This window comes from Streptobacillus felis (assembly GCF_001559775.1).
GTDB lineage: Bacteria > Fusobacteriota > Fusobacteriia > Fusobacteriales > Leptotrichiaceae > Streptobacillus > Streptobacillus felis.
In genome coordinates, this window is record NZ_LOHX01000002.1 from 1 (window position 1) to 15,171 (window position 15,171).

The following is a 15,171-nucleotide window of genomic DNA, read 5'->3' on the forward strand; positions in this document are numbered from 1 at the left end:
CACAAAATTAAGTATATTTATTTAGATTGAAATAAAAGGTTAAAAATTGTTAAAAAAAATGGAGGATTCTAAAAAATTTAGAATTCTCCATAATTTTTTTAGGCTATTTCGGAACAGCCCCTTATTTATACATCAAAATAATTAAATTATAATTAAAAAAATATTGAAATTTTATTTTTATGTGGTAAAATAATATTGTAGTAAAAGTGTGACTTAATATTTATTGACATATTAATAAAAAAATGATAATATTTAAACATGATAAAGATCATACCACACTTGCAAATGCAGTGAAACAGGGTATGATCGTTTTTTTTTAGGAGATTTTATGAATTTAAAAAAAATTAGTGCATCTTTAAAGAAACCTTTAAGTTATAAAGAACAACTAGAAAAATTAATTAATGATAAAAATGTATTAGTTAAGAATGAAGAGGAATCAGAAGCTTTAGAATATTTAAAAAGTGTAAATTATTATTTTATTTCTGGTTATTTATTGCCATATAAATATAAAAAAGATGATGGTACTGAAGCTTATTCAGAAATTGAATTTAAAAAAATAAAAGAGATGATTGAATTTGATTATGGTCTAAAAGAAATATTAATGCCAATTATTTCAAAAATTGAGAAAAGTATTAAAACTAATATTGCATATTATTTTGCCCATAATTATAGATATGGTAATATTGCATATATTGATTTTATGGCATTTAAAGATCCAAAATTAAGTAAAAAGGATACTAAAAATATAAAAATAAAAAAAAATCACGATAGATTATTAAAAGAGATTGAAAACATGAAATATAATAATAAAAATTTAGCCTTTGTAAAGCATCATTTAAAAGAATATGGAGGTAATATACCTATATGGGCTATAATAGAATTATTCACATTTGGTAATCTATGTAAATTTTATTCTATGTTAAACAATTCTACCCAAAAATCAATTGCTATATCATTTGAAATTAAATCAAAAATTTTATTTGAAAAATGGCTAGAAGAATTGAGAAGATTTAGAAATTTAATTGCACATGATCAAAGATTATATAATTTGAGAATTCAGACACCACCAAAGCACAAATTTTATAATAAATAAAATAGAAATTTTATTCAAAAAATATCTGTATATAGAAAAGGAAAGAATAGGATTCTATAGTAATTGGAAAGATGATTTAATAAATAGATTCTAAAATAAACTTTGTAGCTAACCTATTTAATTATATTTATACAAACATTTTTAGAATTAAATGGGGATGAAAAATCATCCCCAAAATTATCTATATTTCCATTCCTGATAAAAAATCTGTTATGTGTATTACAGGAATTCCTTCATATATACCTATATCAGAATATGTATTTACTATTACAATTTTTTTATATCCAGTTTTAAGATTTAATAAATTACTTATTTCTCTATCATCATTTTCAGGTAATTTATCAGCTACTTGAATGAAAATTAATTCATCATTTTTCTTTGCAACAAAATCAATTTCTTTTTTACCTATTACACCTATAGATACATCATAACCTCTTCTCTTTAATTCAATAAATACTATGTTTTCAAGTCTAGTTCCATAATTTCTATTTTTATTTATCTTAACGGTATATAGACCTGTATCAACTGCATAATACTTAAAATTAGATGAAAGATATTTTCTACCTTGTATGTCATATCTCATTGATTTATAAAATAAAAAAGATTTTTCTAGTATGTCAACATAATTTTGTACAGTATTATTACTAATTTTGATTCCAGATGATACTAAAGTGTTCGCTATCTTATTTATATTTATCAATTGACCTACATTATCTAGTAAGAATAGTATAATTCTTTCAAGTATAGCAACATCTCTAATATTTGATCTATACGATATATCTTTAAGAACTATACTAGAATAAATACCTTGTAAAACATCTTTTTTAATTTCAATATCATTTGATAATACTACGCTAGGAAAAGATCCATATTCAAAATATTCTTTCCATTTTAAATCTATCTTTTCTTTATCATATTTTTTAAATTCCAAAAATTCATTAAAGGAAAGTGTATACATATTTATTTCTATATATCTACCAGCTAAATATGTTGCAAGTTCTCCTGATAATAATTCTGAATTTGAACCAGTTATATATATATCAGAATTATATGAAACTCTTAAACCATTAATAACTTTTTCCCATCCATTTACCTTTTGTATTTCATCAAAAATAAAATAGTATTTAGTATCATTATTAACTCTTGTTTTAATATATTCATAAAGTTTTAAGTAATCTAATATATCTATAAATTCCAATGCTTCAAAATTCATATATATAATATTTTTTTCATCTATACCACTATTTAGAAGTTCTTGTTTTAGTAACTTAAGTAAAAAAGATTTACCACATCTTCTAACTCCTGTAATTACTTTAATATATTCTGTATTAATGTATTTTTTTAATTTATCCATATATATTTTTCTATTAAACACAAACACCACCTCAATTTCATTATACTGAAAAAAAATATAAATTTCAACAAAAATTTCAGTATACTGAAAAAATAAATAAAAAACAAAAAACTTTGTGAAAACATTGACAAATGGGGGGTGCTATAATAGTGATATAAATTAGAAGTGGAGGAAGTTTTATGGGATTTGGAGATTTATTAAAAAAAGGGTTAAGTGCAGTAGGTAAACAATTAAAAGAATCATATAATAATAGTTCTATGGGAGATACAGTATATAGAACTATGATAGAAACACATGAAAAAAATGGTAAATATGCGGAAGCTGAAAAAATAAGAGAAAAATTGAGAAAAAGGGAAGAAGAAAGAAGAAAGAATAAAAATGAAAAAAATGATAGGTAATTAATAAAGTTTTAAAATACATTAAGAGAAAGGATGGGATTTTATGAAATTTTCAATTTCATTACAAGATAGGCAAACAGGTAAAATTACAAATGTTTGGATTGAAGCAAAAAATTTAAGTGAAGCAAAAGCTATTGCAATGAGAGATTACGGGATAGCATATATTGTGAGATAAAAAATATAAAGGAGGAAAATATTATGCCAAAATTTATTTGTTTAAAATGTAATACAAAGATGGGATGCACTAGAGGTAATCCTGGTAGATATGCATGCAGACAAGGTGGATATTGTGAATGGATGGAAATAGAATAATTAGTGAATATAATTTTGAAATTAAATTAAGAACAGATAGAGAAATTACTAAGATTAGAATTATTAAAAGAAAATTGATTGAAAAATAGTTTAAAATTATAAAAAGTACCAAAATAATTTATTGTAATAAATTTGAGGTTCTTTTTTTGTATGTAATAAAGTTATGTACCTATAGTTTGCCTTTAAAAATATCAGATAACATATTATTAATTAAGTAAAAATCAGGATTTTAGTTTTTTATCTTTGTTGACATTAAGTGACTAGGTAAGTAATGTAATTTTCATTTTATCAAAATGATAAAAAAATAACAAATAATAAATAACAATAATAATTAATAAATATCTTGACAAAAAAATAAATCGAGATATATTATTAATAGGAGACATTGATATGGAAGGTGAAAATATGACTGAAGTTAAAGATTTAATTGATGAGAAATTAATTTGTTTAGATTTAGAAGCAAAGAATAAAGAAGAAGTAATTAAGAAAATGGCATGTTTAATTCATGAAGATCATAAACTATGTTGTCTACCAGATTGTGATGAAAATAACGAGGAATGTAATGCAGTTAAAGGATACATAAATTCATTATTTGAAAGAGAAGCATCATTTTCTACAGCAGTTGGTTATTCATTTGCTATTCCACATGGTAAATCATGTTGTGTAGATAAGGCTTGTATAGCTTATTCAAGATTAAAAGAAGAAATACCTTGGGATGAAGAAGAAAAAGTTAAACATATATTTATGATAGGGGTATCAGATAAGAACGCAGGTAATGAGCATTTAGAAATATTAATTAAATTATCAACTTCAATACTTGAAGATGACTTTAGAGAAAAATTAGATAATGCAAAAGAAAAAAGAGAAGTAATTGAGTTATTAGAAAAATATTCAGAAAAAGAAAGATAAAAAGGAAAGGTGATAATTATGAAAATTTTAGGAGTTACAGCATGCCCATCAGGAGTTGCACATACATATATGGCAGCAGAGGCACTAAAAAAAGCAGCACAAGCGAGAGGATATGAAGTCAAGGTTGAAACACAAGGACAAATTGGCATAGAGAACGAAATTACTATGGAAGATGTTAAAGATGCAGATGTTGTTGTATTAACAACTGACATAGGAATAAAAAATACTGAAAGATTCACAGGGAAACCAATTGTAAGAGTAGGAATTAGTGACTTAGTTAAAAAAGCACCAGCATTAGTTGCTAAAATAGAAGAAGCTTTAAAAAATAGAAAATAATAAATAGAGAAAATTTAACAGGGAGAGTATTATTATGAAAGATCTATTAAAGAACATGAAACAACATTTAATGACAGGAGTATCATATATGATTCCTTTCGTTGTAGCTGGAGGGGTATTACTTGCATTAGCTGTAATGATTTCTGGTAAAGCAGCTGTACCTGAAACAGGATTTTTAAAAAGTATGTCTGATATAGGGATAGCTGGTTTAACATTATTTGTTCCAGTACTAGGAGGATTTATAGCATTTTCTATGGTTGATAGACCAGGTATAGCACCAGGTATGATAGCAGCATATTTAGCTAACACAAAAGGTGGAGGATTCTTGGGTGGTATTATTGGTGGTATATTAGCAGGTATAGTTGTATATTACCTAAAGAGAATAAAAGTACCTAAAGTATTATCTTCTGTAATGCCTATCTTTATAATACCGCTAGTAGGAACTTTTGTAGCAGGTATGATAGTTGTTCTATTCATTGGTGAACCAATAGGTGCATTCATGGCTGGATTAACAGGATGGTTACAAGGAATGCAAAATAGTTCTAAAATTATTCTTGGATTAATATTAGGAGCGATGATAGCATTTGATATGGGTGGACCATTGAATAAAGTTGCATTCTTCTTTGCAGCAGCAACAGTATCAACTTCACCAAATATTATGGCAGCAGTTGGGGCAGCAATTTGTACACCACCAATAGGATTAGCTTTAGCAACTTTCTTATTTAAGAATAAGTTTACTGTAGCTGAAAGAGAATCAGGAAAAGCAGCTTTAATTATGGGAAGTGTTGGAATTACAGAAGGAGCAATACCATTTGCAGCAGCAGATCCAATTAGAGTTATTCCATCAATAATGGTAGGAGGAGCAGCAGCTTCTGTAACTTCATTATTATTAAATGCAACAAATAACGCTGCATGGGGTGGCTTAATAGTTTTACCAGTTGTTACAAATAGAATAGGATATATTATAGCAATAATAGTTGGAAGTGTTGTAACAGCAGTTATGGTTTCTTTACTTAAAAAACCAGTATCAGAAGTTGAAGAAAAAAAAGAAGAAAATAACGATAGCATAGAGCTTGACATAACTTTCTAGAATAAATTAATTGAAATAAGGCCTTAGGGCCTTATTTAACATTTATATGAAATTGTTTTATCTTATTTCTTGTAATATTTTCTATATCACTATCGATTATAATACAATTAAAATCAGTTAAAGAAGAAAATATATATTTTCCATCTTGCTCAATTTTTGATTTTTCAGTAATTAAATATCTGTGTTTACTTGAATTTATAATACATTTTTTTGTTAGACCATCATCTTCTTCATATGTAGATACAATACCTGTATCTATATTTATTCCTATGGTACCTATGAATGATTTAGTGATATTGTACTTTTTTATTTGTTCAACCGAAGATAATCCAACAAATCCACCAATTATTTTATTACAATTTCCACCTATACCAATTAGTTTTGCTTTTGTATCAATATTTGTAGAAAATAGATGCATAATATCTATCATGTTTGTAATGATTGTTACATTCATGTTGTTCTTTATTATTTCTTGTGCTAATAAATAATTTATAGAAGATATATCTAAAAATATTAGATCACCTTCCTTTATTTCTTCTAATGCTTTTAATGCAATTTTTTGTTTATTTTCAACATTTTTTGATATTCTTGATGAAATAGTTAAAGTTTCTGCAGAATGCCTGATTTTTATAGCACCACCATAAGTTCTTTTCAGATAGCCAGCTTCTTCTAATTTAGATAAATCTTTTCTGATTAAATCTTTAGAAACTTTAAAATAATCACTTAATTCATTAACTTTTACTTTATTATTTTCATTTATTAACTTAATAATCTTATCCAAACGTTCTTGAACAAACATATTTACACCTTCTTTAGATTTTTATTTATAGTATATATTAAAATAATTATTTTATCAACATTAACAACAAAACAATAAAAAACAATAAAAATATTGACAAAACACGAAATTTGAGGTAATATAATATTGAAAATACAAGACTTGGAGGTATATGAATGAATCAAAGAATTCAAGGTTTAAAGGAAGATTTATTTAAGAATAAAAGAGAAATATCAATAGAAAGAGCTCTACTTTATACAGAAAGTCATAAAGAAACAGAAGGAATGCCTGAAATAATTAGAAGAGCACTTGCAACTAAAAATATATTAGAAAAAATGGAAATATCTATTAGAGAAAATGAAATTATAGCTGGTAATAGAACAATTAAACCAAGAAGTGGTATTATTTCACCTGAAATGGATCCATATTGGATAGATAAGGAAAAGGATACTATACATAATAGACCTCAAGATCAATTTATTTTTACTGAAAATGATAAAAAAATATTTTGTGAAGAACTTTATCCTTATTGGGCAGGAAAATCTTTAAAGGACTCATTAAATGGAATAGTTAGAGAAGAAATTCAAACTGCAGTAAATGAAAAAGTATTTAGTTTGAATCAAACTGATAAAGGTCAAGGACATATTATTCCTGACTTTGAATTAGTATTAAATAATGGTTTTGAAAAGTTAATATCTGAAGTAGAAAAAAAACTTGAAGAAAAACCAGATAATGACTTTTTAAAAGCTTCATTAATTACTTTGAAAGCATCAATATCTCATATTGACAGATATGTTGATTTGATAGATAAATTAATATTAGAAGAAAAAGATGAAAATAGAAGAAAAGAATTAAAATTAATGTTAGAAGTTTCAAAAAATATTTCTAGAAAACCTGCAAATAACTTCATTGAAGCATTGCAATTATTATGGTATACAAGTATTATACTTCAAATGGAATCAAATGCAAGTTCGATTTCATTAGGTAGATTTGATCAATACTTATGGAAATATTATGAAAAAGATATAGCAGAAGGTAAAGACCCAGAATTCTTAAAAGAGTACCTAGAAGCATTCTATATTAAAACTAACGATGTGGTGCTATTAAGAAGTGAAAGTTCAGCTAAATTCTTTGCTGGATTCCCTTCAGGATATACAGCACTTTTAGGTGGGTTAAATATATATGGGCAATCAGCAGTAAATGAACTTTCATATGTTTGTTTAGATGCATATCAAGATATTAGATTACCTCAACCTAATTTTGGTGTAAGGGTAAATGATGTAGAACCTAGAAGATTTATCAAAAAAACATGTGAGACTATTGCCTTAGGAACTGGAATACCTCAATTATTTAATGATGACGTAATTATACCATCATTCTTATCTCGTGGCGTTTCACTTGAAGATGCAAGAGATTATTCTGTAGTAGGTTGTGTTGAATTATCACTTCCAGGTAAACTTTATGGACTACATGATATTGCAATGTTAAATATTATGAAAATAATGGAAAAAGTTCTTTATTCGTTTAGAGATAGAGAAGTTAATTTTGATATCATACTTGAAGAAATAAAAAATAAGATAGCCTATTATGTATCATTAATGGCTGAAGGAAGTAATTTAGTAGACTTAGGTCATAGAAAATATGCACCAGTTCCATTACTTTCAACTTTAATGGATAATTGTATAGAAAATGCTAAAGATATTACAGAAGGTGGGGCTAAGTATAATTTTTCAGGAGTTCAAGGAATAGGTCTTCCTAATTTATCAGATTCATTAATGGCTTTAAAAACTTTTGTTTTTGATGAAAATAAATATACATTTAATGAAGTATTAGATGCAATGATTAATAATTTTGAAGGTGAATACTACCAAGATATGAGATATAACTTTATTAACAATGCAAATAAATTTGGAAATGATATTGATGATGTTGATCAAATAAGTGCTGATATATTAAGATTCTACTGTAAAGAGGTTGAAAAATATACTAATCCAAGAGGAGGAATATTTACTCCAGGTTCTTATACAGTTTCAGCACATATTCCTTTAGGGGAAGTAGTTGGTGCTACTCCTGATGGAAGATATAAAGGTGAACAACTTGCTGATGGAGGATTATCTCCTATGTTTGGAAGAGATATATTTGGTCCAACAGCAGTACTTAAATCATTAAGTAAATTGGATAATGTATTATTAACAAATGGTAGTTTATTAAATGTTAAATTTAGTCCTTCAGCCCTAAAAGATGAAAAAGGAATTAACAATTTTGTAAACTTTATTTATGCTTATATGAAATTAAAATTAACACACATTCAGTTTAATGTTGTTGGAGTAGAAACACTAAAAGAAGCACAAAAAAATCCTGAAAAATATTCTAATTTAGTTGTAAGGGTTGCAGGTTATAGTGCATTCTTCAGTGAATTAAATAAAAAAATACAAGATGATATAATTCATAGAACAGAACATAATCTTTAAGGGAGAAAAAAATGAAAGGTCTAATCTTTAATATACAAAGATTTTCTTTAAATGATGGTGAAGGAATAAGAACTATAGTGTTTTTTAAAGGTTGTCCTTTACTATGCCCTTGGTGTTCTAATCCTGAATCACAAAGTTTTAAAATAGAGAAGATGAAGGATAAAAATAATGAAGGTAAGTATAAAACTGTAGGTAAGTATTACCAAATAGATGAATTACTTAAAGAAGTGTTGAAAGATGAAATATTTTTTAATACATCTGGTGGAGGTGTTACACTTTCAGGTGGTGAGATATTATCTCAAGCTGATTTTGTTGTAGAATTTTTAAAGAAATTAAAAGAAAATGATATAAATACAGCTATAGAAACTTGTGGTTTTGGTAATACTGAACAATTTAAAAAAATTCTTAGGTATACAGATACAGTATTATTTGATTTGAAGATAATGGATAATGAGAAATCAAAGCAAATAATTAGAGGAAATTCAGAATTAATCATTAGAAATTTTGAAGAGGCATGTAAAAATAATTATGTTATTCCAAGAGTTCCATTTATTCCTGGATATACAGATAGTGAAGAAAATTTGGAAAAAATTATAGAAATAATCAAAAAAAATGATAGAGATATAGTACACATACTTCCATATCATAATTATGGTTCATCTAAATATGAATTATTGGATAGAATATATGATTTAGAGAATGTAGAAATACCTTCAAATAAAAGAATGAATGAAGTAAAAAAATATATTGAAAATAAAGGATTAAAAGTAATAATAGGAGGATAATATGCAATATTATTTAGATACAGCAAATATAGAAGACATTAAGAGAATAAATAACATCTACCCTATAATGGGTATAACAACTAATCCTAGTATAATAGCTAAGGAAAAGAGAAATTTTAAAGAAATGATAAAAGAAATACAAGAAGTTCTAGGAAAAGATAAATATATACATATACAATTAGTTGGGGAAACAGCTGAAATAATGATAGAAGAGGCAAAAAAATTAATAGAAACATTTGGTGAAAATATATATCTAAAAATACCAGTAACAGAACAAGGTATTAAGGCTATGAAGGAATTATCAAAAGAAGGGCAAAGAATTACGGCTACAGGAATATTATCACCACAACAAATAGTAATGGCTGCAGAAGCTGGTGCAGAATATATGGCACCATATATAAATAGATCAGATAATATAGGTGAAAGTGGAGTAGAAATAGTAAAAGATGCACAAAAGATATTAGATAATGTAAGAATAAGTGATGAGGAATGTAAGAGAAGATTTAAGAGGGTATTTGAACCAAAGATATTTGGAGCATCATTTAAGAATGTAAGACAGGTACATGAAGTAATGTTAGCTGGAGCAAAATCAGTAACAGTAGGTACAGAAGTATTTGATAGATTAATATATCATCCATATACAGATTGGAGTATGGAAAAGTTCAATGAAGATTGGCAAAAAGTTTATGGAGATAAAAATTTATTAGATTTATTATAAGAATGGAAAGTGGACAATATAAATGTCCACTTTTTTTTAAAATATATAGAAGGTAAACATATTAATTTAGATGAAATTAATTATAAAGAAGAAATAAATGAGCTATTACCACAAAAAATTGCAACGATATAATTTTAATACAAAAAGATTTATGCACCAATAAACTAAAAAGTTTTTGGTGCATTTTATTTAAATATATTTTGATAAAAATTTATTAAATAGGTGGCAAACTCGGGACTTTCTCTGAAGATTAATAAGAAGATAGATGCTCTTGGAGACATCTATTTTTCATATATAAGGAAAAGTAAAAATAAATGTAGTAAAAATAAAATTTTATGATATAATAAAAATAAAAATTTATATAAAATGAAAGGAGTAAAATGGGAAGTAAATTTTTAAGAATATTGTATAATTTTTCACTATTAATTCCTTGGTTATTAATAAATTCTGCTATATCAATATATAATTTAAAATATTTAGAATTTTATATAACATTTTTTTTTCTAATAATAATCATAGGTATCCAGTTTATGATTTATAAGTTTATTAAAAAATTTCAGAAATTTTGGATAGAAATAGATAATTGTGATGGGATTAGTAATAACTATACTTTATTTTTTATTGGTACCTATCTTAGTCCTATCATAGATGTTACTAAATTAATAAATTTTTCCTTTTTTGCGTTTGTTAAATATATCTTTTTTGTATCATTGATACTTTTTATGTTCTTAAAAGATAATTATAATTTTGAAAATATTTTTTTAAAGGTATTAGGATATAAGGTATATAAAGTTAAAGTTAAAGGGATAGATTATATGTTACTTTCTAAAAAAATTATTAGAAATACTAAGACAGTAAAAAATGTTATTAGAGTTTTTGAATATATGTTGATGGAGGAGGAAGAAATTGAAAAATAATACTTTAATATTTGTTTTATTATCAAAAGATAAAAAAAATAAGGTAATAAAATATTTGGAAATGAAGAGAGAAGATTCTTTGATTTTATTAGAAGAATTAAAATCCAATATACATAAATTAGTTGAAAATAAAATAGAATTTGCTATAGATTATAAACCAGAAATAGATGAATCGTTTGTAATTGATAATTATGAATTGGATGCGGATATTAAAGAAATTATTGCAAATCCAATAGGAGTAGAAACTTTATCAATAAATGAAAGTGAATTAAATAGAATAAAAGCAGTATTTATTGTAGAAAAACTTGAAAATGGGAAATATGAAATTATTTTCCAAAAATTTCAAAAATCACAAATATTAAAAAATAGATTTATTAATTTATTTTTTACTCCAGATAATCTTGTAATAGAAAAAAATCCAGGAATAACGATTACTAATTCTGTTGATTGTTATTTCTTGGAAAATAAACTATATTTCAAAAAATATTATATAGCAAATCAAATTTTAGATTTAACAAGATTTTACCGTGAAGCAACAGACAAAGATTTAGATATATTTTTTAATTATTATGAAATTCCTGTTGAAGATACTCAAAAATTTAAATATAATATAAAAAAATGGATGAGACATAAAATTGCGATAATTGTAGATAATAAAATCTTAGAAAAATATGATTTAGAATATATAAAAAATAGAGCAGCTATCTTTGGAATAGATATTGAACTAAAAGAAAATAGAATTATTTTTCCAAAAGAATCAAAAAAACAAAAAGAAATCATAAAATTTTTATTAGATGAAATATATAGAGGATCATTGACAGATGAAATATATGAAACAAATTCTAAAAAAGTGAACAAATAATGAAATTTAAAACTCTCATTACGGAATTATAGTAAAGAGAGTTTTTTGTACAGAGACAAATAAATACTAAAAAAAGTGCAATTTTTACACACAAAAAAATAATTGAGGTATAATATAAATGAATGAAATAATTAGAATATACGGAGGATATTTTCATGAGAGCAAGTAGAATGATGTTTTTTTCAGATTTAATTGAAAAAAATAAACGTATTTTTAAAGTGCCAGTTTATCAAAGAAATTATGATTGGACGAATATACAATGTGAAAAACTATATTATGACATAATAGAAGCTTTTAAAAAAGATAAATTTCATTTTACAGGAACAGTTGTTTATATTGATGATATAAATGGTGGAAGTGGATTAAATGAAGTTTTAATCATCGACGGACAACAAAGAATTACAACAATGTATATATTACTTAAAGCACTGTTAGATTCATCTATAGATAAAAATAATGTAAGAATTGAAAATGAACTTAAAGAAGTAATGTATAATAGAAATTGTGAAGAAAAATATAAGGTAAAATTAAAACCAGTAAAAACTGATGATGCACAATTAATAAATCTAGTAAATAACAAAATAGATGAAATGGATAGAAATTCAAACATATACAAAAACTATATCTTATTTAAAAATTTAATCGAAAAAACAATATCCTTTAATATAGAATTATCTGATATATTATATGGTATAAAAAAAATAGAGATAGTTGAAATTGTTTTAGATAAATTACAAGGTGATGAACCACAAAAAATTTTTGAATCAATTAATTCAACAGGGCTTGAATTAAGTCTTGGAGATTTAATTAGGAACTACTTGTTAATGGAAGAAAGTAATCAAGATGAATTGTATAGTAATTACTGGATTCCAATAGAAAAAAATGTTGGATATAGTAAATTAGGGGATTTTTTTATAAACTATATTAATTCAGAAGTTACAAAAACAGTAAATTTGAAGAATGCATATAATATTTTTAAAGAAAATTGTGAGGATAAGAATTTAACTCATAAAGAAGTATTAGAAAATTTAAAAAGAAAATCTAAATGTTATGGTGCATTTATAGGTGAAAATGAATATTATACTGAAAAATTAAGAAGTAAATTACAAGCATTTTTCAATATAAAACAAACTACAGTTTTACCATTAATATTTAAATTATTTGATGATTATGAAAATAATAATATAACAGAAAATATATTGTGTGATGTGCTTGACTATTTATTCACATATATTTTACGTATGATTACTTGTGAAAAATCTAAAAATTTAAATAAATTTGTTAAATCAGCTTATCAAAGGGCACTTAAAAATAACTATGAAGATTATTATATAAAAATAGTAAGTTTGTTAAACAATACAAAATCTAATGATAGAATACCAACTGATGAAGAATTTAAAAATGCATTAATCACAAAACCAATATACGCCAAACCTATATGTAAATATTTGCTTTCTATTATAGAAAATACATCTAAAGAGAAGATAAATGTATCAGATTTAACTATTGAGCACATATTACCTCAAAAAGAAGATTCTGTAATATGGAAAAAAGAAATAGGAGAAGACTATACTAGAGTTTATGAACATTATTTACATACTTTAGGAAATTTAACTATAACGGGTCATAATAGTGAACTTGGAACAAAATCATTTTTTGAAAAGAAAAAGATAATAGAAGAAAAATCTAAAGCGAATATATTAAATAAAGATGTACTTTCAGTTGATAAATGGAATGAAGAAAGCATTTTAAATAGAGCAAAAAAATTATCAGATAAAATACTAGAGAAATTTCCTCTGGTTAATGTAGATTATGAAATAAAAGATGAAAATGAACTTATAATAAATATTTTAGATGATTATGATTTTTCATATCAAAAACCAGAAGGATTTTCTTTCTTAGGAGAATTTATAAAAGCAAAAACTTGGGTTGAAGTTTTAGCTAATTTTATAGAATTATGTTATGAATTAGATGAGCAGTCTATAACTAAATTTGCAAGACTTAAATATCAAAATATAAATATTTCTAATGATGAAAGAGATTTTATTAAGCCAAGACAAATTGGTAATAGTGGAATTTTTTATGAAACTAATCGTTCTTCAAATGATATTGTTCTAATGATAAGAGAAATAATAAAAAAATTAGATGTAGATTTTGAAGAATTTGACATATATATTTTAAATTCATTTGATAAAAATAATCAAAATACTTGGGATTCTGAAAAAATAAAAGTAGGACAGTTATTTTTCAATTTTATAGATGACTTAATTCAAAAAAATAAGATAATAAAAGAAGAGATTGAAAACTTAAAAACCAAAGAATACTCGAATAATTTATTTACAAAGACATACTATCCTATAATCTCAAATAAGCATGAAAGAAGATATAGAAAAAATAAACTTCAATTTAATTCAGAAGAAATATATATTACAACTGAGTTTTATGAAGAAGATAGAGAAAAAATAATTGAGTGGTATTTGAGTCATATTTAATAAGATAATTATTTGATTTTGTAATAAATAATTATTTTTGTAAATAGTAGTTAGTGTATATATATGAATATTGAAATATAAAAATATAGTTTACAAAAATTCATATTAGATATATACTTATATATATATTTATTTAAATTAACTAAATTAAAATATAGTTGAAAGGTGAAAATGGATAATAAAATAACTTATGTAAGTCTATTTAGTAGTGCAGGAGTAGGATGCTACGGTTTTAAAGAAAATGGTTTTGAATGTGTAGCAACCTGTGAATTAATAGAATCTAGAATTAATATACAAAAATATAATGAAAAATGTAAATACGAATCAGGATATATTTTAGGAGATGTGTCAGATGAAAGTATAAGAAATAAACTTTTTAAAGAAATAGATTTTTGGAAGATAAATGAAGGAATAAAAGGTATAGATGTTGTTATAGCAACACCTCCATGTCAGGGGATGTCTACTGCAAATTATAAAAAAAATGATGAAAAACATAGAAATAGTTTGGTTGTAGAAGCAATTAAAATTATTAATGAAATAAAACCTAAAGTATTTGTTTTTGAAAACGTTAGATCATTTATGAAAACATTATGTACAGATATAGATGGTGAAGATAAAATTATAGAAGAAGCAATTTTTAATAATTTATCTGATAA

General features: G+C 24.5%; 15 protein-coding genes. 13 read left to right on the plus strand and 2 right to left on the minus strand.

Translation table 11 applies throughout. The features are described 5' to 3' along the window. Window positions 1-328: 328 nt before the first annotated feature. Complete coding sequence (locus AYC60_RS00025) at window positions 329-1,093, plus strand: Abi family protein (RefSeq protein ID WP_067319796.1); 765 nt, start codon at window positions 329-331, stop codon at window positions 1,091-1,093. A gap of 181 nt (window positions 1,094-1,274) precedes the next feature. On the opposite strand, the gene AYC60_RS00030 is transcribed toward AYC60_RS00025, so the two are convergent. Further along, entirely contained in the window at window positions 1,275-2,468 is a 1,194-nt protein-coding gene (locus AYC60_RS00030) for an ATP-binding protein (RefSeq protein WP_197416898.1), read from the minus strand. A 158-nt stretch (window positions 2,469-2,626) separates the two neighbouring features. On the opposite strand from AYC60_RS00030, the gene AYC60_RS00035 reads away from it, so the two are divergent. From AYC60_RS00035 to AYC60_RS00050, 5 genes are all read left to right on the plus strand, one after another. Next, window positions 2,627-2,845 carry a hypothetical protein gene (locus AYC60_RS00035; protein ID WP_067319799.1) on the plus strand — a complete coding sequence of 73 codons (219 nt, stop codon included), beginning with the start codon at window positions 2,627-2,629 and terminating at the stop codon, window positions 2,843-2,845. Between the two features lie 43 nt (window positions 2,846-2,888). Continuing rightward, window positions 2,889-3,020, plus strand: coding sequence for a hypothetical protein (locus tag AYC60_RS09415; RefSeq protein ID WP_269146633.1), 132 nt, complete (start codon window positions 2,889-2,891; stop codon window positions 3,018-3,020). A gap of 527 nt (window positions 3,021-3,547) precedes the next feature. Continuing rightward, window positions 3,548-4,066, plus strand: a complete 519-nt coding sequence (locus AYC60_RS00040) for a PTS sugar transporter subunit IIA (protein ID WP_231724597.1) — start codon at window positions 3,548-3,550, stop codon at window positions 4,064-4,066. A gap of 18 nt (window positions 4,067-4,084) precedes the next feature. Beyond that, window positions 4,085-4,402, plus strand: coding sequence for a PTS fructose-like transporter subunit IIB (locus AYC60_RS00045; protein WP_067319801.1), 318 nt, complete (start codon window positions 4,085-4,087; stop codon window positions 4,400-4,402). 34 nt (window positions 4,403-4,436) lie between these two features. Next, on the plus strand, window positions 4,437-5,492 hold the full coding sequence (locus tag AYC60_RS00050; protein ID WP_067319804.1) for a PTS fructose transporter subunit EIIC: 1,056 nt from the start codon (window positions 4,437-4,439) through the stop codon (window positions 5,490-5,492). 31 nt (window positions 5,493-5,523) lie between these two features. Here the strand turns inward: AYC60_RS00050 and AYC60_RS00055 are convergent, their stop codons facing one another. Further along, the gene (locus AYC60_RS00055) at window positions 5,524-6,291 is read right to left on the minus strand and encodes a DeoR/GlpR family DNA-binding transcription regulator (protein WP_067319806.1); all 768 of its coding nucleotides are present in this window, start codon (window positions 6,289-6,291) and stop codon (window positions 5,524-5,526) included. Window positions 6,292-6,446: 155 nt separating this feature from the next. Here AYC60_RS00055 and AYC60_RS00060 point away from each other — a divergent pair, with 155 nt between their 5' ends. The 7 genes from AYC60_RS00060 to AYC60_RS00090 form a co-directional block, all read left to right on the plus strand. Further along, window positions 6,447-8,741 (plus strand): formate C-acetyltransferase, encoded by a 2,295-nt coding sequence (locus AYC60_RS00060; RefSeq protein ID WP_067319809.1) that lies wholly within the window; start codon window positions 6,447-6,449, stop codon window positions 8,739-8,741. A gap of 11 nt (window positions 8,742-8,752) precedes the next feature. Continuing rightward, a complete protein-coding gene (locus AYC60_RS00065; protein WP_067319810.1) occupies window positions 8,753-9,526 on the plus strand; it encodes a glycyl-radical enzyme activating protein in 774 nt (257 codons plus the stop codon). A gap of 1 nt (window position 9,527) precedes the next feature. Then, the gene (locus tag AYC60_RS00070) at window positions 9,528-10,244 is read left to right on the plus strand and encodes a transaldolase family protein (protein ID WP_067319813.1); all 717 of its coding nucleotides are present in this window, start codon (window positions 9,528-9,530) and stop codon (window positions 10,242-10,244) included. A 530-nt stretch (window positions 10,245-10,774) separates the two neighbouring features. Next, window positions 10,775-11,161, plus strand: a complete 387-nt coding sequence (locus tag AYC60_RS08750) for a hypothetical protein (protein ID WP_197416899.1) — start codon at window positions 10,775-10,777, stop codon at window positions 11,159-11,161. Then, entirely contained in the window at window positions 11,151-12,023 is an 873-nt protein-coding gene (locus AYC60_RS00080; RefSeq protein WP_067319818.1) for a hypothetical protein, read from the plus strand. The genes AYC60_RS08750 and AYC60_RS00080 overlap by 11 nt, the downstream gene beginning before the upstream one ends. Before the next feature lie 155 nt (window positions 12,024-12,178). Continuing rightward, window positions 12,179-14,515, plus strand: coding sequence for a DUF262 domain-containing protein (locus AYC60_RS00085; protein ID WP_067319821.1), 2,337 nt, complete (start codon window positions 12,179-12,181; stop codon window positions 14,513-14,515). Window positions 14,516-14,686: 171 nt separating this feature from the next. After that, the coding region (locus AYC60_RS00090; RefSeq protein WP_197416900.1) for a DNA cytosine methyltransferase at window positions 14,687-15,171 on the plus strand (485 nt) is incomplete at its 3' end.